Raw genomic sequence first — 22634 nt, forward strand, 5'->3', positions numbered from 1 at the left:
GCCGAACACCAGCGCCTCTTGCAGCAGCCGGTGGCCCACGCTGACCGGCCCGATCTGCAGGGTATCCGGGTTCACCAGCGTGCCGCCGCCCACGCCGATGGACAACAGGTCCGGCATGCGGAATGCCGTGCGCACGCCGCCCACCTCGACCATGTTGTTGGCCTGCCGAGGGAAGCCGTTCTGCACGCAGCCCACGTCGGCGGTGGTGCCGCCCACGTCGCACACCACCGCGTCGTTGATCTTGGCCAGGAACACCGCGCCGCGCATGGAGTTGGTCGGCCCCGACGCGAAGGAATGCACCGGGAAGTCGCGCGCGTTCTCGGCCAGCGTCACGGTGCCATCGTTCTGCGTCAGGAACAGCGGCGCGTCGATGCCGCTGTCGGCCAGCGCCTGCACGAAGGCGTCGGTGGTCTTGTGCGCCAGGTCGATCAGCGTGGCGTTCAGCAGCGCGACGTTCTCGCGGCCCAGAAGGCCGATGCGGCCGAGCTGGTGCGAATAAGTGATGCGGCAGTCCGGATGTTCCTGCTTCAGGATCTCGCCGGCGCGCAGCTCGGCGTCGCCGATCAGCGGCGAGAACACGCCGCTGATCGCCACGGTCGACACGCCCGAGGCGCGGATGGCGCGGGCGGCGTCGCGCACCGCGCGTTCGTCCAGCGGCATCAGCTCGCGGCCGTCGAACTCATGGCCGCCCTGCACCAGATAGGTGCCGCCGTTGACCTTCTGCGCCAGGTCCTCGGGCCAGTCGCAGAACGGCAGCAGCGAGGCCGCGGCTGGCAGGCACACGCGCAGCGCGGCGGCGGGCTCCAGGTCGCGCCGCTGCACCACCGCGTTGGTGAAATGGGTGGTGCCGATCATCACCGCCTCGGGCGCCGCGGCCTGCGGGCAGGCCTGGATCAGCGCCGCCAGCGCGCGCCGCACGCCGGTGGTCACGTCGGAAGTGGTGGGCGACTTGACCGCCCCGAGGACCTGGTTGTCCTGCACGAATACGGCGTCCGTGTTGGTGCCGCCTACGTCGATGCCAATGTGTTTCATAGCGATTGCTTCACGCGAAGACAGTGCGATAGTCGATGTCGAATCCAAACGCGCGCGGGCCGACCAGCTCGAGGCCGCGTTCGCTGGTGAATACCTGGGGCGCGGGCAGCGCCAGCACGCTGACGCGCTGGCCAAAGCGCAGCACGTCGGTGCCGATGCCGTCGCCGCTGACCGAGTCCAGCACGCAGATCAGGTCCGGCGTCATGACCTCGGGCACGCCGTCACGCTCGCCCACCGAGAACTCGTTCTGGAAGTGCAGCGTGTAGCGCGAGCCGCGATCCTCGCCCAGCCCTTCGAGCACGGCGCGGCCGCGCAGGAAGCCCGCCGTGGTGCGGCGTTCCACGTCCACGACCTTGCCGCTGAACATGCGCTTGCCGCCGGATTCCTGCAGCACCGCGCCGATCACGTCGTCGTGCTGACGCCGCGCGCGCAGCACCACCTCGCCCAGCCGGATGGCCTTGCTGACGGTGTAGAGGATGCCGTGTTCCTTGACCTCGGCGCCGCTGCGCGGGGTCTTGCAGGTGGCGGCGGTGGAGCCCATCTCGACCACCACCTTGCGGCTCAGGCGCTCGACCCAGGTGGCCGACGCGGCGCGCGTGACGATGACCTCGTTGTCGCGGATGTCGGCCACGGCCAGCGGATACATGGGCAGGCCGCGCACGGCGAAGCTGGTCATCTGGGCCTCGGGATAGGCGCGGCCCATGCTGTCGGCGTCCACCACCGGCAGGCCCATCAGCGCGGCCACCATGAAGGGTTGCAGGCCGTTGCCGCCGCCGATTTCCAGCGCCATGATGGCGCGGAAGCGCTGGCCGCAGTATTCCTCCATCATGCGCACCGGCTTGACCGCGAAATGCGGATCGGCCAGCCGTTCCTGGCCGACCAGCGGCGCGCCCATGCCCGACACCACCGCCACGCGGTCGTCCTCGTTCAGGTACATGGGGTCCAGCAGCGAGGCGCGATAGCCCTTCTTGTAGAGCTGGCGCATGTTGAGCAGTTTCTGGTACGGATCGCCGCCGCCGCCGGTGCCCAGTATCCAGGCGCCCACGGCCAGGGCTTCCATCTCTTCGGCGGACACGACGCGCGTTCCGGTTTGCGTGCTTGCGGCTACAGATAGCATGGTTCGATGAAGTCTCTGGTGAACCGGGAAGGTGGCCAAACATTACTGCGCGCTTCCAAGCCCGGGCAAATTGAATCTGTGCATGCCTCGCATAAACCCAAATCATGCGGCGGCATGCGCTGCGCCTATGCGCCGCATTCTTCGTATTTATTTGCCGCCGCCGGGTCCATCTGCAAATATCGGCGTACAGACTCCGGCAGCGTCCGGCACGCGACATACAAGGGGAAACACCAATGCGGCATCGTCTGAGCAACTTCCTGCTGGCGGCGGCCATCGCCTGCGCGCCGCTCGCCTCGCATGCGTTCGAGACCGCCAACGGCAAGCGCATCCTGGTCATCGGCGGCCAGCAGGCCGTGTCGGTGATGGACCCTGCGCAGAAGTACGACTTCTCGATCCGCACCATCCAGCAGGCCACCTACGACGCGCTGCTCAAGTACGAGGGCGACCCCGTCGAGCTCAAGCCCTGGCTGGCCACGTCCTGGACCGTCAACGACGACGCCACCGTCTGGACCTTCAAGCTGGACCCGCGCGCGAAATTCCAGAACGGCGATCCGGTGGACGCCGCCGCGGTCAAGGCCTCGTTCGAGCGCACGCTCAAGCTGAACAAGGGCCCGGCCTGGATGTACACCGATTTCCTCAAGCCCGAGAACATCAGCGCCGAAGACCCGCAGACGCTGCGCTTCACGCTCAGCCGCCCCTATGCGGCCTTCCTCAGCCTGCTGCCGTGGTGGTACGTGGTCAACGTCAAGCAGGCCATGGCCAACGAGCACAACGGCGACTACGGCCAGCAATGGCTGACCGATCACACCGCCGGCTCCGGCCCGTATCGCGTCAAGCGCGTCGAGCCCAATTCGTTGTATGAACTGGAAGCCTGGGACGGCTACTGGAAAGGCTGGCCGCAGCCCGAGAAGGCGCGCCTGGGCGGCATCATCTATCGCGTCATCACCGAGAACTCCAGCCGCCGCGCGGCGCTGGCGCGCGGCGAGATCGACATCGCCGGCAGCCTGTCGCCCGAGGACCTGGACCAGCTCGAATCGGTCAAGGGCGTGAAGATCGGCCGCAAGGCCGGCACCGGCATGGGCGGATTCGGTCTGAAGTTCAATACGCAGGGCAAGTACATGTCCGACCTGAATCTGCGCCGCGCCCTGGCCTATGCCTTCGATTACGAGTCGTTGCTGAAGATCTACAACGGCCGCGCGCGGCTGATGGACAGCCCCTTCCCGCCCTCGGTCAAGGGCCATGTCGCCGTGCCTGACATGCCGCGCCGCGACATGGACAAGGCCCGCGCATACCTGGCCAAGTCCAAGTGGCCGCAAGGCGGCATCGAGCTGGAATACGTCTACGTGCAGGGCCTGGAGGAAGAGCGCCAGATGGGCCTGTTGCTGATCGACAATCTCAAGCCGCTGAACATCACGATCCGCATGGTGCCGCTGACCTGGCCCAACATGGTGGCGCGCGGCGCCAAGGCCGAGACCTCGCCCGACATCTTCGCGTCCTTCAGCACCACCATGTCGATCGATCCGGACCCGGTGGCCTACATGTATCACAAGGGTTCCTGGGGCCAGTACTACGCCACGCATTTCCTGGACGACCCGGAACTGTTCTCGCTGATCGACCGCGCGCGCACGCTGCCAGCCTGGTCCGACCGCCAGCCGCTGTATGAAGAGATCCAGCGCCGCATCGTGGCGGACCAGCCCGAGATCTTCGGCATGATCCGCGACCGCAACACGGCCACGCGCGACTACGTGCAGGGATTGGTGGACTCGCCCATCCGCATGGCCAGCGAGTTCGACCTGTACCCGCTGTACATCGGCCGCTAGGACCGTCACGCCCCATGCTGCGCTTCATCGTCAAACGCTCGGCCTTCATGCTGCTGATGGTGGCGGGCCTGCTGGCCATCACCTTCACCATCTCGCACGTGGCGCCGGGCGATCCGGCCCGGCTGGCCGCCGGCCCGAACGCCACCGAGGCCATGGTCCAGACGCTGCGCGCCGAGTACGGCATGGACAAGCCGGTAGTGGCGCAGTTCGGCGGCTATCTCGCCGGCGTCGTGCAGGGCGACCTGGGACGCTCCATCACCACCACCCGGCCGGTGTTCCAGGACCTGCTGCGCTATTTCCCCGCGACGCTGGAGCTGGTGTGCTTCGCCATCCTGCTGTCCATCGTCGGCGGCGTGGCGCTGGGCACGCTGGCCGCCGCCACGCAGAACCGCTGGCCCGATCACCTGATCCGCCTGCTGTCCACGTCCGGCGTGGCCTTCCCGATGTTCTCGCTGGGCCTGCTGCTGAAATACGCCTTCGCCCAGCACCTGGAATGGCTGCCGCTGGGCGGCCGGCTCGACATGCTGGCCCTTCCGCCGGACACCATCACCGGCTTCTACACCATCGACAGCCTGCTGCACGGCGACGTCGACACCTTCCTGTCGGCGCTGTCCTACATGCTGCTGCCGGCGCTGGCGCTGTCGTTTCCGGCGCTGGCGTCCATCATCCGCGTCAACCGCGCCGAAATGCTGGAAGTGCTGCGCCAGGACTACATCGTCGCGGCGCGCGCGCACGGCGTGGCGCCCTGGCGCGTGATCGCCAAGTACGCGCTGCGCAACGCCATGCTGCCCACGCTGGCCATGATCGGCCTGCGCTTCGGCTGGATGCTGGGCGGCACGGTGCTGATCGAATCGGTGTTCGACTGGCCCGGCATCGGCCTGTATGCGGTGCAGGCCACCATGAATTCCGACTTCCAGCCCATCATGGGCGTGACGCTGGTGCTGGGCGTGAGCTTCATGCTCATCAACTTCGTCATCGACATCATCTACGGCCTGCTGGACCCGCGCGTCCGGCAGCAGGGTTGAGCATCATGTCCACCACCGCCCTACCCACCTCCCCGGATGCGCGGCACGGCCTGGGCCGCCAGCTGCGGCTGTACGCCAGCACCTTCGCGCGCAACAAGTCCGCCATGCTGGGCCTGGTCATCGTCATCGGCTTCCTGCTGGTGGCGCTGTTCGCGCCCTGGCTGGCGCCCTATCCCGAGGACGCCGCCGGCAGCGTCAAGCTGGCGCAGAAGCTGCTGCCGCCCAGTTCGGCGCACTTGTTCGGCACCGACGAGATGGGCAACGACGTGTTCTCGCGCGTGATCCTGGGCGCGCGCACCTCGCTGCAGATCGGCCTGACCATCACCGTGATCGCCGCGCTGATCGGCGTGCCGCTGGGCGTGATCGCCGGTTACTTCGGCGGCCGCGTGCAGGAATGCATCATGCGCGTCACCGACATCTTCCTGTCGGTGCCCGGGCTGGTGCTGGCCATCGCCATCGTCGGCGCGCTGGGGCCCGGCATCCTCAACGCCATGATCGCGCTGTCGCTGGTCTGGTGGCCGGGCTACGTGCGGCTGGTGCAGGCCAAGACGCTGTCGCTCAAGGGCGAGGTCTATATCGACGCGGCCCGCATGATGGGCGCCGGCCCGCTGCGCATCGTGTTCGTCCACATCCTGCCCAACTGCGTCTCGCCCATCGTCATCAAGGCGTCGATGGACATGGGCATGGCCATCCTCAGCGCCGCCAGCCTGGGTTTCCTGGGCCTGGGCGCGCAGCCGCCCGCGCCGGAATGGGGCGCGATGATCTCCGTGGGCCGCAACTACCTGCCGCAATGGTGGTGGTACTCGGCCTTTCCCGGCCTGGCCATCTACCTGACCGTGCTGGGTTTCAACCTGATCGGCGACGGGCTGCGCGACGTGCTCGACCCCAAACAACGAGGCTGAGGCTTCCCCCGAAGCGCCGGACGCGCGGCGGAACGACTGACATGAACGCACCTTTGCTCGAATTCGACGACTTCAAGCTGCACTTCGATACCTTCGACGGTTGCTACCAGGCGCTGGACGGCGTCACGCTCAGCGTGGCGCCGGGCGAAGCCCTGGGGATCGTGGGCGAGACCGGCTGCGGCAAGTCGGTCACGGCCAAGAGCGTGCTCGGGCTGGTGCCCAGCCCGCCGGCGCGCGTGGCGGGCGGCGACCTGCGCTATCGCGGCCGCAGCCTGCTGGGCCTGGATGAAGCGGCCATGCGGCGCATCCGTGGCGTGGAGATCGCGATGATCTTCCAGGATCCCATGACCTACCTGAACCCGCTGTTCACCATCGGCGACCAGATGTCGGCGGTGATCGCCGCGCATGACGCCGGCAAGCCGCGCGGACAACGCCGCGACGCGCGCCAGCGCCGCGCCCATGCCACCGAGATGCTGGCCCGCGTGCACCTGCCCAATCCCGACACGCAATTGACGCGCTATCCGCACCAGCTGTCCGGCGGCCAGCGCCAGCGCGTGCTGATCGCCATGGCGCTGTCCGGCTCGCCGTCGCTGCTGATCGCCGACGAGCCGACCACCGCGCTGGACGTCACCATCCAGGCGCAGATCCTGGACCTGCTCGACGAGCTGCGCCGCGACCTGGGCCTGGCCATCCTGCTGATCTCGCACGACCTGGGCGTGATCTCGCGCGTCTGCGACCGCGTCGCCGTGATGTACGCCGGCACGGTGGTCGAGACCGCGCCGGTGCAGGCGCTGTTCGACGCGCCGCGCCATCCCTATACGCGCGGCCTGCTGGCCTCGGTGCCGCACCCGCGCCGGCCCGCGCAGATGCCGGTGGGCATCCCCGGATACGTGCCCAACCTGCTGCATCCGCCCGCCGGTTGCCGCTTCCAGGCGCGCTGCCCGTCCGCCGCCGCGGCCTGTACCGTCAAGCGTCCGCCCTCCGTGGAACTGGCGCCGGGCCACAGCGCCGCCTGTCTGCTGCTGACGCCGGCCGCAGCCACCGCTGGAGGCCGCGTCCATGCTGCTTGAGCTGCAATCCGTATCGCGCGAGTTCGCCATGAACGACGGCCGCAAGCTGCACGCGGTCAACGAGGTCGACCTGGCCATCGCGCCCGGCGAGGCGCTGGGCCTGGTGGGCGAGTCCGGCTGCGGCAAGTCCACGCTGGGCCGGCTGTGCGCGCGGGCGCTGGACCCGACGCGCGGCAAGGTCATGTTCGAGGGCCGCGACATCACCCGGCTGCCGCCCGCCGAGCTGCGCGCGCTGCGCCGCTCGATCCAGTTCATCTACCAGGATCCGCATTCGGCGCTGAATCCGCGCATGACCATCCTGCGCAGCGTGTCCGAGCCGCTGATTCTGCACACGGACCTGCGCGGCGCCAGGCTGCGCGCGCACGCCGCCGAGCTGATGGAGATGGTAGGCCTGCCGGCGCAATTCCTCAGCCGCTATCCGCACGAGCTGTCGGGCGGCCAGAAGCAGCGCGTGTGCATCGCCCGCGCCATCGCGCTCAAGCCCAGGCTGCTGGTGCTGGACGAACCCACCTCGGCGCTGGATGTATCGGTGCAGGCGCAGATCCTGGGCTTCCTCAAGGATTTGCAGGAGCGCTTCCAGCTGTCCTATCTGTTCATCTCGCACAACCTGGCGGTGATCCGCGCGCTGTGCCCGCGCGTGGCGGTGATGTACCTGGGCCGCATCGTCGAGCAAGGCCCCACCGAGGCGGTGTTCGCCCAGCCCCGGCATCCCTATGCGCAGGCGCTGATCGACGCGATCCCGGTGCCGGAGGCGCGCCAGCCGGAGCGCCGCATCGTGCTGCAGGGCGACATCCCCTCGCCCATCGACCTGCCGCGCGGCTGTGCCTTCGCCTCGCGCTGCCCGCAGTCCATCGCCGGCCGCTGCGACGCGACGCAGCCCGGTCTGTACCGCGACGGCGCGGCGCGCGAGGTGCGCTGCCATCTGTACGCGCCGGCCTGAGCGGGCCACGCTGACACGCTCCTGACGGCCGGCAAGATGGTAAAACAGCACACTGATATGAGTCGCCCGGCATGACCGCTCTCGTGGACAAGTTCGCCAACCAGCTCGACTGGAACCTGCTGCGCACCTTCATGGTGATCGTGCAGGAACGCAGCATCACACTGGCCGCCCACCGGCTGTCGGTGACGCAGCCCTCTGTCAGCGCGGCCCTGCGCCGCCTGGAAGAGCGGCTGGACCGCCGGCTGATCGAACGCGGCGGCGCGGCGTCCTTCCAGCCCACCGCCGCCGGCGAGGTGCTGTACCGGCACTGCGCCGACATCTACCGCCTGGTCACCGCGCTGCCCGACGCGCTGGACGCGGCCCATAGCGCCGTGCAGGGCATCGTCACCCTGCACCTGAGCGGCCATGTGCACTGGCCCGAGCTGCCGGCGCTGATCGCCGCCTACCGTCAGGAATACCCGCTGGTCCGCTTCCGCATCAAGCGCGGCACCTGCGGCGACATCCTCAGCCTGCTGGCGCAGAAGAACGCCGCGCTGGGCGTCGTGTCCGCGCCCGACGCGCGCCCGACCCTCAGCCATGCGCCGCTGTTCGAGCAGGACATGCTGCACTACGCCGCCGCCGGTGCGCCGTCCGGCGAACTGCGCGGCGCGCCCGTGATCGGCTACGAAGACGAACAGACCGGCGCTCCGCTGGCCGCGCTGGCCGTGCACCGGATCCGCTGCGGACTGGAAGGCGCCACCGTGGCCGAGGGCCTGGACTGCGACGCCGTCGCCGCGCTGGTGCGCGCCGGCGCCGGCATCGGCGCCCTGCCGCGCCGCTACGCCGAGGCCGATCCCGGCCTCGTTGCGCTGCCGCTGGAGCCCGTGACGCTGCCGGTCTACCTGGTGCGCCACGAACAGGCCGGCGCCAGCCGCGCGGACCAGAGCTTCCTGCAATTCCTGGCGTCGCGGCTGCCGGCCGCCAGCACGCCCCGCGCCGCCTCGGACTGAGCCGCCCCGCGCCGGGCAAGCGCGCGCGCCCCTGCGGTTATCATTGCGCGTAGCCCGGACGCCCCCGCCTGCCAGACGGACGGCGCGGATCCGCCCACCCCTGCCGCCGCGACCCATGTCGTTCCCCAAACTCTCCTCGCCGCCCACCCTGACCGACACGGTCGCCAAGCGCCTGCTGGCCGAAATCCAGGAAGGCCGTGCGCAGCCCGGCGACAAGCTGCCCACCGAAACCGCGCTGGCCGAACAGTTCGGCGTCAGCCGCACCGTGATCCGCGAGGCGGTGTCGCGCCTGCGCCAGGACGGCATCGTCGAGGCGCGCCAGGGCAGCGGCGTGTTCGTCACCGGCGCCACCGGCAACCGCGCGCTGCGCATCGACGCCGCCGAGCTGAGCTCGCTGGATGCCGTGCTGCATATCGTGGAGTTGCGCCGCGCGCTGGAAACAGAGATCGCCGCGCAGGCCGCGGCGCGGCGCAAGAAGCGCGACATGGCCGCCATCGACGTGGCGCTGGCCGCGATCTCCGAGGCGGTGGCCGCCGGCGGCGACGGCGTCCAGGAAGACGTCGCGTTTCACCGCAGCATCGCGCACGCCACGGGCAATCCGTACTTCCTCACCACGCTCACCTTCGTCAGCCAGTTCCTGGTCGCCGCCACCCGCATCACGCGCGGCAACGAGGCGCGCCACGCCGATCAGATGCGCGCCGTGCTGCAGGAACACGCCGCCATCGTCGAGGCCATACGTGGCCAGGACGTGGAAGGCGCGCGCGAAGCGGCGCGCGTGCACATGGTCAACGCCGCCAAGCGACTGAGCCTGGCGCACCGCTGAACGGCGCGGCGACGATTGCCGCAAGAGGCCGCTACATCCGCCCACGCTCGAACGCGCGGGCGCGCCGTCGCCAGCAACGCCGGCATCAGCCTTGCGCGAAAGCCTTCAAAAAGAAATCCGTGGCGCCGAAATTGCCCGACTTCAGCGCGATGCTGATATCGGCATCGACCGCCGCCGCGTGGCCCGAACACCAGGGCACGCCCGGATCGATCTGCTCGCCGATGGCGATCTGCTCCAACCCCAGCGCCTGCACCACCGCGCCCGAGGTCTCGCCGCCGGCCACGATGAGCTGGCGCACGCCGAGTTCGACCAGGCCGCGCGCGATGCGGGCGATCTCGGCCTCGATCAGCGCCCCGGCCCGTTCCGCGCCCAGCGCGCCCTGCGTCTGCCGGACGCTGTCCGGCGCGGCCGTGGAATAGAGCAGCACCGGTCCCGAGGCCAGCAAGGGCCGCGCCCACGCCAGCGCTTCGCCCGCCACGTCCTCGCCGGCCGCGATGCGCAAGGGATCCAGCGCCAGCGCCGGACGGCCGCTGGCGATGAACGCGGCAACCTGCCCATTGGTGGCGGCCGAGCAGCTGCCCGCCACCACGGCCTGCGCGCCGGCCACGCGCGCCGGCGCCTTGGCCGAGCCCGGCGCCAGGCCCCAGTTCGCCGGCAGGCCGATGGCCACGCCCGAACCCGCCGTCACCAGCGGCATGCCCTTCAGCGCCGGCCCCAGCACCAGCAGGTCGTCGTTGGACACGGCATCGACGATGGCGATCTCCACGCCCTCGGCGCGCAGCGCGGCGATGCGCTCGCGGATGGCGGCGCTGCCGCGCGCCACCACGGCATGGTCGATCAGGCCGACCTTGCGCCGCGTCTGCGCCGCCAGCACGCGCAGCAGGTTCGGATCCGTCATGGGCGTGAGCGGATGATGCTGCATGCCCGATTCGTTGAGCAGCACATCGCCCACGAACAGATAGCCCTTGAACACCGTGCGCTTGTTGTCCGGAAAGGCCGGCGTGGCGATGGTGAAGTCCGTGCCCAGCCGCGCCATCAGCGCGTCCGTCACCGGGCCGATATTGCCCTGCGGCGTGCTGTCGAAGGTGGAGCAGTACTTGAAGTAGATCTGCTCGGCGCCCTGCGCCCGCAGCCATGCCAGCGCCGCCAGCGATTGCGCGACCGCCTCGTCGGCGGGCAGGCTGCGCGTCTTGAGCGCGACCACCACCGCGTCGGCATCCGCGCGCAGCGAGCCGCCCGGCACGCCGATGGTCTGCACGGCGCTCATGCCGGCCCGCACCAGGTTGTTGGCCAGATCGGTGGCGCCAGTGAAATCGTCGGCGATGCAGCCCAGCTTGATGCTCATTTCGCCTCCGGCAGGCGGATGCCCGGGAAAATCTTGATGACCGCGCTGTCGTCCTCGCGCCCATGACCAGCGGTGGACGCCTGCATGAACATCTGGTGCGCGGTGGAAGCCAGCGGCAGCGGAAACTTGCTGTGGCGGGCCGTATCCAGCACCAGCCCCAGATCCTTGACGAAGATGTCCACCGCCGACAGCGGCGCATAGTCGCCGGCCAGCACGTGCGCCATGCGGTTCTCGAACATCCAGCTGTTGCCGGCGCTATGCGTGATCACCTCGTACAGCGCACCGGCGTCCACGCCCTCGCGCAGGCCCAGCGCCATGGCCTCGGCGGCCGCGGCGATATGCACGCCGGCCAGCAGCTGGTTGATGATCTTGACCTTGCTGCCCGCGCCGGCGCGGTCGCCCAGCCGGTAGACCTTGCCGGCCATCGCTTCCAGCACGCCTTCACAAGCCGCGTAGGCGGCGGCGCTGCCGGCCGTCATCATGGTCATCTGGCCGGCGGCGGCCTTGGCCGCGCCGCCGGAGATCGGCGCGTCCAGATAGTGCAGGCCCAGCGCCTGCAGCCGGGCCTCCAGCGCCACGGACCAGTTCGGATCCCCGGTGGAGCACATGACGAACACCGAGCCGGGTTGCAGATCGCCGGCCAGCCCGCCGTCGCCGAACAGCACGGCCTCGGTCTGCTGCGCGTTGACCACCACGCTGATGATCACGTCGCAGGCCCGCGCCAGGTCGGCCAGCGTGGCGCAGGCCACGCCGCCCTCGGCGGCGAAGGCGGCGGCGGCCTCGGCGCGCACGTCATACACATGCACCGTCAGGCCGGCGCGGCGCAGGCTGCGGGCGATGCCCGAGCCCATCGCGCCCAGGCCGACCACGCCGACGCGGCGGCCGGCCAATGTGGAGGAAGAAGTTGTGCTGTTCATGGTGTGAAGAGAGTGGCGGCGAGGAATGGCGATGACGAGGCGGTCGGGCGCTCAGCGCGGCAGGTCGTCATCGATGTAGGCGCGGATGATGTCGGCGAAGCTGCCGTCGCCCGACAGCCCGAGCCGTTCGGCCCGGGACGTGTCCCAACGGCCCGGCCAGCTGCCGACGATGCGCTCGACGCGCGCGTCCGGCTCCCAGTGGATGCGGTCCGCGACCGTGTCGCCCGCCACCTCGCGCAGCGCCCGCGCCATGTCTTGCGCCGTCACGCAGACGCCGGGCAGGTTGATGGGCGCGCGGCTGTCCAGCCGCGCCGCGTCCAGCTCGCAGCCCGCCACCAGCGCCGCGATCGCGCCGCGCGGCGACAGCAGCCACAACCGCGTGCCGGGACGCACCGGGCACACGGCATCCTCGCCATTGAGCGGCTCGCGGATCATGCCGCTGGCGAAGGACGAGGCGGCGGCGTTGGGCTTGCCCGGCCGCACGCTGATGGTGGGCAGGCGCAGCACCCGGCCGTCGACGAAACCGCGCCGCGTGTAGTCGGCCAGCAGCAGCTCGGCGATGGCCTTCTGCGTGCCGTAGGACGATTGCGGATTCAGCGCGGTATCGTCGCGCACGATCTCGGGCAGGTCGCCGCCGTAGACCGCGACGGAGCTGGTGAAGATCACGCGCGGCCGGTGTCCCAGCGCGCGGCAGGTTTCAAGCAGCGCGCGCGAAGCATCCAGGTTGATGCGCATGCCCAGGTCGAAATCGGCCTCGGCCTGGCCGCTGACGATGGCGGCCAGATGGAACACGACGCGCGTGTCGGCGTCCATCGCCTGGCGCAGCACGGCCGGATCGGAGATATCGCCCACCTGCGCATGGGCGCGCGGATCGCCGTGCGTGTCGGCGGCGACCACGTCCAGCAGGTCGATGCGCGAGATCGGCTCGGCCGCGCCGTCCAGCGTCAGCACGCCTTGCGCCAGCAGCTTGCGCGCCAGCCGCTGGCCCAGGAAACCGGCGCCGCCGGTGATGAGTATCTTCATCGCTATGTGCCTCGTAGCGGATTCAGGAATGCATGGCGCGCCGGATCAGGCGCCCCGGTTCAGATAGGGCCGCGCCCAGCCCAGGCCGGCCGACGTGCCCGCGCGGGGCCGGTACTCGCAGCCGATCCAGCCGTCGTAGCCCAGCGCGTCGATCTGCTCGAACAGGTAGGGGTAGTTCAGCTCGCCCAGGTCGGGCTCGTGCCGGTCCGGCACGCCCGCGATCTGGATATGGCCGATGCCGGCCATGTCGCGGCGCAGCTTCATGGCCAGGTCGCCCTCGACGATCTGGCAGTGATAGCAGTCGAACTGCACCTTCAGGTTGGCCGCGCCCAGCTCGGCGCGGATCGCCTGGGCCTCGTCCTGGCGGGTCAGGAAGAAGCCCGGCATGTCGCGTGGATTGATCGGCTCGATCACGATGGTGATGCCGGCGCCGGCCGCCAGACGCGTGGCGTGGGCCAGATTTTCCAGGGACGCGGCGCGATGCGCGGCCCGGTCCTGGCCGGGCGCGATCAGCCCCGCCATCACGTGCAGGCTGCGGTTGCCGAGCCGCGCGGCGTATTCCAGCGCCTGGTCCATTCCGCGCCGGAACTCCTCCTGCCGGCCCGGCAGCGAGGCGATGCCGCGCTCGCCTGCCTGCCAGTCGCCGGGCGGCGCGTTGAACAGCGCCTGCGCGAGGCCATGCGAGTCCAGCCGCGCGCGGATCTCGGCGGCGGGATGCTCGTAGGGAAACAGGAACTCCACCGCCTGGAAGCCATCGCGCGCGGCCGCGGCGAAGCGTTCCAGGAAGGGATGCTCGGTGTACATCATGCTGAGGTTTGCAGCCAGGCGCGGCACGGCGATTCCTTGTCTGTATGAAGCTAACGGTTCACCATCCGCGCCGGCGTCAGCCACACGGCGACGGCGCCCAGCACCAGCAGCGCGGCCAGCACGTACATGCCGGACTGCGTCGACTGGGTCAGGTCCTTCAGGTAGCCAACCATATAGGGGCTGACGAAGCCCGCGAGGTTGCCCACGGAGTTGACGATGGCGATGCCGGCGGCGGCGGCCGTGCCCGACAGGAAGGCAGTGGGCAGCGACCAGAACAGCGGCGCGCAGGTCAGCACGCCGGCCGCGGCCAGCGACAGGAACAGCAGCGACATGGCGGTGTTGTCGGCGAACGAGGCCGTGGCGGCGAAACCGATGGCGCCCGCCAGGGCCGGCACGATCAGGTGCCAGCGGCGTTCGCGGCGGCGGTCGGCGCTGTGGCCCAGCAGGTTCATGACCACGATGGCGCACAGGAAGGGGATGGCGCTGAGCAGCCCGATCTTGAACGCGCCGCTCACGCCGGTGGACTTGACCAGCGTGGGCATCCAGAAGGTCAGCCCGTACTGGCCGGCCACGAAGGTGAAGTAGATCAGGCACATCCACCAGACGCGCTTGTCGGCGAAGACCTCGCGCAGCGAATGGCGCTGCGCGCCGGCCTGCTTCTGGTCGGCCTCGATCTCGCGCGTCAGCAGCCGCTTTTCCTCGTCGCTGAGCCACTTGGCGCGGTCGATGCCGTTATCCAGGTACATGACGGTGACGATGCCGATGAGGATGGCTGGCAGCGCCTCGATCAGGAACATCCATTGCCAGCCCTGCAGGCCGTGCGCGCCGTGGAAGGCTTCCATGATCCAGCCCGACAGCGGATTGCCGAAGATGCCGGCCACGGGAATCGCGGACATGAACAGCGCGATGATCTTGGCGCGGCGCTGCGCCGGATACCAGTAGGTCAGGTACAGGATCACGCCCGGATAGAAGCCCGCCTCGGCCAGCCCCAGCAGGAAGCGCAGCACGTAGAAGCCGGTGGGCGTCTCGACGAACATGAACATGGCGGACAGGAGGCCCCAGGTGATCATGATGCGCGCGATCCAGATGCGCGCGCCGATGCGGTGCATGAGCAGGTTGCTGGGCACCTCGAACAGGAAATAGCCCAGGAAGAACACGCCCGCGCCCAGGCCGAACACCGCTTCGCTGAAACCCAGGTCCTGCGACATCTGCAGCTTGGCGAAGCCGACGTTGACGCGGTCCAGGTAGGCGATCACGTAGCAGAGCATCAGGAAGGGCACCAGGCGCCAGAACACCTTGGCGTAGGCGCGCGCGGTGGCGCGGGCCTCGGGATCCTGCGGGGTGCTGCCGGCGGCCGTCTCCACGGCCATGTCCATCCGGGTCATCGTTGTCTCCAGGTCTTGCGCCGCGCCGGTCCGCTTGCTCGCGGCCGGCGGGCTTGGTGGTCGGGAAAAATCACCAGCGGGCGCCGAACACGGCGCGCAGTTCCTCCAGCGCGGCGGCGTCCAGCGGCTCGGGACGCGGCTGGCTCATCAGCCACAGGCGCGCGGTTTCCTCGAGTTCTTCGAGCGCGTAGGCGGCATGCGCCACCGAGCGTTCCCAGACCACCGGCCCCAGCCGCTCGAACAGCGCGCCGCGCACCTGGGCGGCCAGCGCCGCCACCTCGGCGGCGACCTGGGGATCGCCGGGACGGCGATAGGGGATCAGCGGAATGCGCCCCACCTTCATGACCTGGTAGGGCGTGATCGGCGGCAGGACTTCGTCCGGACGCCAGACGCCGGCCAGCGTCAGCGCCACCAGATGGGTGGAATGCGTGTGCACGATGCCGCGCGCATCGGGATTGGCGCGGTAGATGCCCTGGTGCAGCGCCAGGGTCTTGGACGGCTTGGCGCCGGACACCCAGTTGCCGGCGGCATCGACCTTGGACAACGCGGCGGGATCGAGCCGGCCCAGGCAGGCGTCGGTGGGCGTGATCAGCCAGCCGTCGTCCAGGCGCGCGCTGATGTTGCCGGCGGCGCCCACGGTATAGCCACGGTTGTACAGGCTGGCGCCGACGGTGCAGATTTCTTCGCGGATGCGGGACTCGGAAAGGGCGTCTTCGGTCATGGCCTTGCGCTGGGCAGACGCCCGGCCGGCCACCAACGCGGCCCGGGCGAGGCGCCGCGACAGCGTGTCTCTTTGGGTTTAAGTTATCGGGTCATCATACAAATTTGAGGAAGTGGGAGGAACCGGGAAAACCCGGATCCGGAAGGTTTGAAGATCACATCGAAGACGGCATCGCGCTCGCGACAACCCCGGGCCGCTCGCCAACGCGCGCCGCTGGCCCGGCAGCAGCAGCCGGTTCAACCAGCCGTGAAACCACGCCGCTGCGCCGCCGCCCGCACCAGCTCCGCCGGCATCATCGGCCCGGTCAGCGCGCGCGCCTGCGCCAGCGTGGCGGCGTCGGCCAGTTCGGGGCGGCCGCAGGCGTTGGGCGGCTCGGGCGCGTATTCCAGCACCAGCTCGATCAGCTTCGATGTCTCTTCGCCGCGCCAGTGCCGGATCATCGACAGGCCGAAGTCGATGCCGGCGGTGACGCCGCCGCCGCTGGCTCGGTTGCGATCAATGACGACGCGGGCCGCGTCGGGTATCGCGCCGAACTGGTCCAGGTAGTGGCGCGCGGTCCAGTGGCTGGCCGAACGGTAGCCGCGCAGCAGACCCGCCGCGCCCAACAGCAGCGCGCCGGTGCAGACGCTGGTCACCCAGGCCGCGCCCTCGCCCGCCCGCGCGATGGCGTCCAGCAAGGCGTCGTCCTGCAGCGCCTCGAACGTCGGCAGCGCGCCGCCCGGCACCAGCAACACGTCGGGCGCGGTGGAAAAGTCGGTAAAGTCATGCGTGGCGCGCAGCGTCAGCCCGGAATCGGTGAGCACGTCGCCCTTGGCGGACGCCACGAACTCGAACGCCACGTCCGGCATGGCGCCCCAGGCGGTCACCGGTCCCACCAGGTCCAGCGCCGTGAAACCCGGGTACATGAAACATACGATCTTCATTACAGCCTCGATAAAGTGTCTATGCGTTTTCGCCCTGTTTTTATAGTGTCGGCGCCCGCCGGCGACAACGCCGCGGCACAGGCAGATCCGGCCAAACGCAAGCCCGTTCGCGCCACCGCCTGGAGCGCGGCCTGATGCCCGCGCCGCGCAGCGTTGCCCTCGCCTTCGGCCCGGACGCGGCGGCGCTGGACCTGGCCGGCCCCATGGATGTGTTTTCGGCTGCCACCGCGCTGCTCGGCGAAGGCGCTGGCTACCGCCTGCTGCTGGTGTCCCCGCAGGACGGGCCGGTGCGCCTGTCCAACGGATCACGCATGCTGCCCGACCTGCGCTGCGCGGACGCCAACGACCGCTACGACGTCGTACTGGCGGCGGGCGGTCCCACGCCCGCGCACGACCCCGCCTTGAGCGGCTGGCTGCGGCGGGCCTGCCCGCGCGCGCGCGTGCATGGATCGATCTGCACCGGCGCCTTCGCGCTCGGCCACGCCGGGCTGCTGGACGGCCATACCGTCACCACGCATTGGGAATTCGCCGATGAGCTGGCGGCCCGCTTTCCCGCCGCGCGGGTCGAGCCGGACCGCATCCACGTGCGCAGCGGCGCGCTGATCACCTCGGCCGGCGTAACCGCCGGCATCGACCTGGCCCTGGCGCTGGTGGCCGAGGATCACGGCGCGGAACTGGCGCTGCGCATCGCGCAGAAGCTGGTGGTGGTGGCCCAGCGGCAGGGCGGACAATCGCAGTTCAGCCCCTACCTGAGCGCGCCGCAGGATCCGGGCACGCCGATCGCGCGGGTACAGGCCCATGTGATGGAACACGCTGGCGACGACTACAGCGTGGCCAGGCTGGCCGCCATCGCCGGCATGAGCGCGCGCAGTTTCGCGCGCCATTTCACGCAGGCCGCCGGCATCACGCCGCGCGAGTTCATCGAGCGCGCGCGCGTCGATGCCGCGCGCCGCCTGCTCGAAGGCAGCCGCCAGCCGCTCAAGGCCATCGCCTACGACTGCGGGTTCGGCAACGCGGACAACATGCGGCGCGTGTTCCAGCGGCGGCTGCGCGTCTCGCCCGCCGACTACCGGGCGCGCTTCAACCGCGACGCCTGAGCCTGCGCGCAGCGCCTACCGCGCCGAAAAAAAGGCCGTCCCGAAAGGACGGCCAATGCCTCAAGGCCAGAGCGGCCGCTGGAGGCGCGGCGATTGCGGCCCGCATAAGCGCAACCGCCGCACATCAATGACAGCGCGTCAGTTGTAGCGGAACGTGGCGGTCAGCATGGCCGAACGACCGGGCGCCACGTAGCTGAACAGGCCCACGTGCGAGGCTTCGTAGATCGTCTCGTTGGTCAGGTTGTTCAGGTTCAGCTGCAGGCTGAAGTTCTTGTTGAACGCGTAAGAGGCCATCGCGTCGTAGCGCCAGTAGGACGGCAGCTGGTACACGTTGGCATCGTCGACATAGCGCTTGCCGGTATAGGTGGCGCCGATGCCGGTGGTGAGTTCGGGCAGGAACTTGTAGGTGGTCCACAGGCTCGCGCTCTGGCGCGCGATGAACTTCATCTGCTTGCCGCTGAAGTCCTCCTTGCCGCTGCGATAGGAGCTGATCTTCGGATCCAGGTAGCTGTAGCCGGCCCAGACCTGCCACTTCGGCGTGATCGAGCCCGCCGCGCCCAGCTCGATGCCGCGCACGCGGTTGCTGCCCGCCAGCGTGATGTCGCCCGTCAGCGGATCGGAGGAACGCGCGTCGGTCTTGCGCGTCTCGAACAGCGCGGCGGTCAGCGACAGACGGTCGTCGAACACATTCCACTTGGTGCCGATCTCGATGCTGCGGCTCTTTTCCGGACCCAGGTCCGCGGTCGAGGCGGTCAGGCGCCCGCCCGCCGCGCCGTCGGCGCCGCCGGACTGGCCCGCCGTCTCGCCCGAGGGATTCGACGAGGTGCCGTAGGACACGTAGATGCTGCCGTTGGGCGCGGGCTTGTACACCAGGCCCAGCTGGTAGTTCCACAAGCCATCCGTGCGTTTGGCGCCGCCGCTTTCCACGCGGTAGCGGTCATAGCGCAGGCCCACGCTGGTTTCCCATTGCTCGCTGAACTTGATCGTGTCGAACACGTAAGCCGCGGCGGTATTGGTCTTGGCGGCGCGGTACGACGGCCCCCAGCTCAGGCTGCCCGTGTACGCCTGATGCGGATTCGGCCGGTACAGATCGTCGAGCAGCGTCTTGTCGAAGCCGCCGCTGGAGATGCCGTCGCGCTTGGTGATCTCTTCGCGGCTGAATTCCACGCCGGCCACATAGCTGTGGCGCAGGCCGCCGGCGGCGAACTCGCCGAACAAGTCGGTCTGGTTGGCGAAGGACCTGTTGGTCTGGTTCAGCGTGCGCAGCGCCTTGCTGATCTTCAGGCCGTTGGCCTCGGTGGAGCACGGCGCCTTGCCATAGGCCGGATTGGGCCGGCTCCCCGTGGGCGCGGCGCAATTGTCGAAGGACGGACGCGTCATCACGTATTCATTACGCGATTCGCTGTAGCGGGTGGAGTTGCGCAGCGTAGCCGCGTCGCTGAACTGGTGCTCGATGCGCAACGTGCCCATGTCGGCCTGGTTCTTGCGGTAGTCGCGGCCGACGATGCCGTAGTAGTTGTCGCGGTCCACGCGCGGCGGCGTGACGCGGCCCGGGCGCGATTCGTTCTTGAACGGGATGCCCAGGTCCGGCGTGTCGTCGTTCTGCAGGTGGTAGTAGCTGAGCGTCACGCGGGTGGGCGTGCCCAGGCCCCAGGCGATGGACGGCGCTGCGCCCCAGCGGTCGGTCTTGACGTGATCGCGGCCCGGCACGTCGCCGCCCTGCTTCATCACGTTCAAGCGGAACGCCGCGGTGTCGGAGAACGCCACGTTGGCATCGCCGGTCAGGCGCCAGTTGTTGTCGGTGCCGAAACCGGTGGATGCCTCGGCGAAGGTCTCGGCCTTGGGCGACTTGCTGACCAGGTTGATGCTGCCGCCGGTCGAGCCGCGGCCGGAATATGCCGAGCTGGGTCCCTTGAGGATCTCGACCGACTCGATGTTGAAGGTCTCGTGCGAGAAACGGCCCAGGTCGCGCATGCCGTCGACCATCAGGTCGGTGCTGGCCTCGTAGCCGCGAATGAAGGGGCGGTCGCCCGTGGGCGTGCCACCCTCGCCCGCGCCGAAGGTGATGCCGGGCGCGGTGCGCAGCACGTCCATCAGCGAGGTGGCGGCGCGGTCACGCATCAGCTGCTCGGTGATCACCGTGACCGAGCGCGGCGTATCCAGCAGCGGCGCCGTCATCTTGGGCGAGGACGCCACGTTGGCCTCGTAGCCGTCGTTCACCGCCTGGCCCGACACGTGCACTGGCGACAACTCATGCGTGGCGCCCTGCGCCAGCGCCAATCCCGGCGCGGCCAGCGCGCCGCACACGGCGGCATAAATCGAGTTCGACACGCTGCCGGCCCTTTGCAGGACCGAGAATCTCTCTTGGATAGACATGGAAATTGAACGATTGACCGCCCCGCGGCGGCGCGCTTGGTGCGCTTGTTTTTTATAGGAAGCGCAATGATAGGCATTCCTATTATTTTGTTCAACTTTACGTCAGGAATTTTTCAAATATCAGAACTTTCCAAATGAAATTTGGGACCCGCTCTTGCACCGCGTGATAGCCAGGCCGAGGGAACGCCTGACCGCGGACGCGCCACCGCGTCCTTCAGGCATCCGCCAGCGCGGTCTTCAGGCGGGCCTGGCCCCCGCCAGCGCGTCGCTCCAGCCCGGCGCGGCCGCGCTGCTTTCCAGCAGGCGGTCGACGATGTCCAGGATCTGCGCCGCGGCCTGCTCGATATGCCGCTCAAGCGCCGCGCCGGCGTCGTCCGCCCGCCCCTCGCGGCACAGCGCGATCAGCGCCGTGTGCTCGTCGTGGGCCTGCTGCCGGATGGGTGCGTTGACGATCTGGAAACGGAAATAGCGCTCGGACTTTTCATGCAGCGCGCGGATCATGCCCAGCGCCGCCGGCCGCCGCGCCGCGCGGTACAGGTGTTCATGCAGCTGCCAGTTCAGCTGGCCCCACTGCCTGGGCTCGGCCGCGTCCATGCGCGCCACCACGTCCGAGGCCTGCGACAGATCGGTATCTTCCAGCAGCGGAATCGCCTCGCGCAGGATCCAGGGTTCCAGCCGCAGCCGCAGCTCGAAGAACTCCTGCACTTCCGCGCGCGACAGCATGGTCACGAAAGCGCCCCGGTGGGCGATGGTGTCGACCAGCCCCTCCGCGCTCAACAGGCGCAGCGCTTCGCGCACTGGAATGCGGCTGACGCCCAGCTCCTCGGCGAACAGCTCCTGGCGCAGAGGCTCGCCCGGCGGGATGTCGCCCGACAGGATGCGATCCCGCAGTACGTCGGCCACCAGCTCGGTCGTGGTCTTGCGCACGATGCGCTGACGGTTGGCGTCGGACGGGGAAGAATGTCTGGTCACTGCGATAGCCTCTGCTGCAAGGGGCGGGCCAGCATGCCCTGGCCAGGCGACTTCGAACCGCAAGCCGCCTGCGGCGGACCACGGCGGCACCTCAGGGTGGCGGCACGCCCGGAATGCGGACACTAGGGGAACCCCGCAGAGACAGGAACGCGCGGATCCCGCAAGCTAGTCACAGAATTATATTGGATCCAAAATCCTTGTCCGTTCCCGATGACGGTTCCGGATGATCCCGTCGCAGCATTTGGCGGGGTGGCACAGGCGATTTCATCGGGTGCAGGCATGCCGCACAAAATTGGATCCAATATAAAGTAACCACGAATCGTACCGAATTTTCGCCTGCTTTCTTCCCCATCGCCCAGGAGCGCACGCATGGCCATCCAATGGAAAGGCGTTTTCCCCGCCGTCACCACCAAGCTGAAACCGGATTTCTCGCTGGACACCGACGCCATCCGCGCCGGGCTGGAACGCCTGATCGCCAATGGCGTCAGCGGCGTCGTGATGATGGGCATGGTGGGCGAGAACGCCCAGCTCGCGCCCGAGGAGAAACTGACCGTGCTGCGCACCGCGCTGGACACGGTGCGCGGCCGCGTGCCGGTCATCTCCGGGCTGGCGGAAACCAGTACGGCGCGCGCCGCCGCCTACGCCCGCGACGCCGAGAAGCTGGGCGTGGATGGCCTGATGGTGTTTCCCGGCCTGACCTACAAGTCCGACGCGCGCGAGACGATCGCCTTCTACCGCAGCGTGGCGCAGGCCTCGCGGCTGGAGATCCTGCTCTACAACAACCCGCGCGGCTATGGCGTGGACCTGACGCCGGACGTGGTGGCCGAACTGCTGGAATCGCCCACCATCACCGCCATCAAGGAAGAGTCGTATGACACCACCCGCGTCACCGACCTGGTGTCGCGCTTCGGCGACCGCCTGGCCGTGGTCTGCGGCGTCGACGACCTGATCGTCGAGAGCGCGGCGCTGGGCGCGCGGGCCTGGGTGTCGGGCATGGCCAATGCCCTGCCCAGGGAATCGGTGCGGCTGCTGGAACTGGCCGTGGCCGGCGACTTCGCGCAGGCGCGCAAGCTCTACGCCGCGCTGACGCCGCTCTTTCACCTGGATACCGTGGTCAAGCTGGTGCAGCACATCAAGCTGGCCGAGCACCTGATCACCGGCTCGGCCGAGACCGTGAAGCCGCCGCGCCTGGACCTGGCCGGCGAAGAGCGCGAGCGCACCATCGCCATCGTCAAGCGCACGCTGGAGGACCTGAAGGCGCTGGGCTGCTGAGGCCCGGCGTACATGCCCGAAGACCCCGCCGGCGCGAGCCGGCACGCCTCCCGCCGGCGCCGCGGGCGGCATTCGATG

Annotated in this window: 20 protein-coding genes; 9 read left to right on the forward strand and 11 right to left on the reverse strand. The window is 69.2% G+C overall.

Annotated elements, in window-relative coordinates:
* A partial coding sequence (locus KDH83_RS08435) for a hydantoinase/oxoprolinase family protein (RefSeq protein WP_212314366.1) occupies positions 1–1032 on the reverse strand: 1032 nt, incomplete at its 3' end.
* 10 nt (positions 1033–1042) lie between these two features.
* On the reverse strand, positions 1043–2107 hold the full coding sequence (locus KDH83_RS08440; RefSeq protein WP_233772616.1) for a DUF917 domain-containing protein: 1065 nt from the start codon (positions 2105–2107) through the stop codon (positions 1043–1045).
* Positions 2108–2382: 275 nt separating this feature from the next.
* On the opposite strand from KDH83_RS08440, the gene KDH83_RS08445 reads away from it, so the two are divergent.
* From KDH83_RS08445 to KDH83_RS08475, 7 genes are all read left to right on the forward strand, one after another.
* Positions 2383–3969 carry an ABC transporter substrate-binding protein gene (locus KDH83_RS08445; RefSeq protein ID WP_212314368.1) on the forward strand — a complete coding sequence of 529 codons (1587 nt, stop codon included), beginning with the start codon at positions 2383–2385 and terminating at the stop codon, positions 3967–3969.
* A 14-nt stretch (positions 3970–3983) separates the two neighbouring features.
* Positions 3984–4994 (forward strand): ABC transporter permease, encoded by a 1011-nt coding sequence (locus KDH83_RS08450; RefSeq protein WP_212314370.1) that lies wholly within the window; start codon positions 3984–3986, stop codon positions 4992–4994.
* Positions 4995–4999: 5 nt separating this feature from the next.
* On the forward strand, positions 5000–5896 hold the full coding sequence (gene nikC, locus KDH83_RS08455; RefSeq protein ID WP_212314372.1) for a nickel transporter permease: 897 nt from the start codon (positions 5000–5002) through the stop codon (positions 5894–5896).
* Between the two features lie 41 nt (positions 5897–5937).
* Positions 5938–6966, forward strand: a complete 1029-nt coding sequence (locus KDH83_RS08460; protein ID WP_212314374.1) for an ABC transporter ATP-binding protein — start codon at positions 5938–5940, stop codon at positions 6964–6966.
* Complete coding sequence (locus KDH83_RS08465) at positions 6956–7906, forward strand: ABC transporter ATP-binding protein (protein WP_212314376.1); 951 nt, start codon at positions 6956–6958, stop codon at positions 7904–7906. The genes KDH83_RS08460 and KDH83_RS08465 overlap by 11 nt, the downstream gene beginning before the upstream one ends.
* Before the next feature lie 71 nt (positions 7907–7977).
* Positions 7978–8895 (forward strand): LysR family transcriptional regulator, encoded by a 918-nt coding sequence (locus KDH83_RS08470; protein WP_212314378.1) that lies wholly within the window; start codon positions 7978–7980, stop codon positions 8893–8895.
* A 115-nt stretch (positions 8896–9010) separates the two neighbouring features.
* Entirely contained in the window at positions 9011–9718 is a 708-nt protein-coding gene (locus KDH83_RS08475) for a FadR/GntR family transcriptional regulator (RefSeq protein WP_212314380.1), read from the forward strand.
* An 85-nt stretch (positions 9719–9803) separates the two neighbouring features.
* On the opposite strand, the gene otnK is transcribed toward KDH83_RS08475, so the two are convergent.
* The 7 genes from otnK to KDH83_RS08510 all read right to left on the reverse strand — a co-directional run bounded on the left by otnK (position 9804) and on the right by KDH83_RS08510 (position 16839).
* Positions 9804–11063, reverse strand: a complete 1260-nt coding sequence (otnK, locus tag KDH83_RS08480; protein ID WP_212314382.1) for a 3-oxo-tetronate kinase — start codon at positions 11061–11063, stop codon at positions 9804–9806.
* The gene (gene ltnD / locus KDH83_RS08485; protein WP_212314383.1) at positions 11060–11980 is read right to left on the reverse strand and encodes an L-threonate dehydrogenase; all 921 of its coding nucleotides are present in this window, start codon (positions 11978–11980) and stop codon (positions 11060–11062) included. The genes otnK and ltnD overlap by 4 nt, the downstream gene beginning before the upstream one ends.
* A gap of 51 nt (positions 11981–12031) precedes the next feature.
* Positions 12032–13003 (reverse strand): D-erythronate dehydrogenase, encoded by a 972-nt coding sequence (gene denD, locus KDH83_RS08490; protein WP_212314384.1) that lies wholly within the window; start codon positions 13001–13003, stop codon positions 12032–12034.
* A 45-nt stretch (positions 13004–13048) separates the two neighbouring features.
* A complete protein-coding gene (otnI, locus tag KDH83_RS08495; protein WP_212314385.1) occupies positions 13049–13837 on the reverse strand; it encodes a 2-oxo-tetronate isomerase in 789 nt (262 codons plus the stop codon).
* A 23-nt stretch (positions 13838–13860) separates the two neighbouring features.
* Positions 13861–15180 carry an MFS transporter gene (locus KDH83_RS08500; protein WP_249204949.1) on the reverse strand — a complete coding sequence of 440 codons (1320 nt, stop codon included), beginning with the start codon at positions 15178–15180 and terminating at the stop codon, positions 13861–13863.
* Between the two features lie 85 nt (positions 15181–15265).
* A complete protein-coding gene (locus tag KDH83_RS08505; RefSeq protein WP_212314387.1) occupies positions 15266–15916 on the reverse strand; it encodes an aldolase in 651 nt (216 codons plus the stop codon).
* A gap of 236 nt (positions 15917–16152) precedes the next feature.
* Entirely contained in the window at positions 16153–16839 is a 687-nt protein-coding gene (locus KDH83_RS08510) for a DJ-1/PfpI family protein (RefSeq protein WP_212314388.1), read from the reverse strand.
* A 134-nt stretch (positions 16840–16973) separates the two neighbouring features.
* Here KDH83_RS08510 and KDH83_RS08515 point away from each other — a divergent pair, with 134 nt between their 5' ends.
* Positions 16974–17936 carry a DJ-1/PfpI family protein gene (locus KDH83_RS08515; protein WP_212314394.1) on the forward strand — a complete coding sequence of 321 codons (963 nt, stop codon included), beginning with the start codon at positions 16974–16976 and terminating at the stop codon, positions 17934–17936.
* Between the two features lie 138 nt (positions 17937–18074).
* Here KDH83_RS08515 and KDH83_RS08520 read toward each other — a convergent pair whose 3' ends face one another.
* Positions 18075–20312, reverse strand: a complete 2238-nt coding sequence (locus tag KDH83_RS08520; RefSeq protein WP_212314396.1) for a TonB-dependent siderophore receptor — start codon at positions 20310–20312, stop codon at positions 18075–18077.
* 237 nt (positions 20313–20549) lie between these two features.
* Positions 20550–21284: a GntR family transcriptional regulator gene (locus tag KDH83_RS08525; RefSeq protein WP_349291609.1), complete on the reverse strand. Its 735-nt coding sequence runs from the start codon at positions 21282–21284 to the stop codon at positions 20550–20552.
* A 369-nt stretch (positions 21285–21653) separates the two neighbouring features.
* Between KDH83_RS08525 and KDH83_RS08530 the strand changes: the two genes are divergently transcribed.
* Entirely contained in the window at positions 21654–22556 is a 903-nt protein-coding gene (locus tag KDH83_RS08530) for a dihydrodipicolinate synthase family protein (RefSeq protein ID WP_212314398.1), read from the forward strand.
* The last annotated feature ends 78 nt before the right edge of the window (positions 22557–22634 follow it).

The organism is Achromobacter sp. Marseille-Q0513 (assembly GCF_018195695.1).
Classification (GTDB): domain Bacteria; phylum Pseudomonadota; class Gammaproteobacteria; order Burkholderiales; family Burkholderiaceae_B; genus Achromobacter.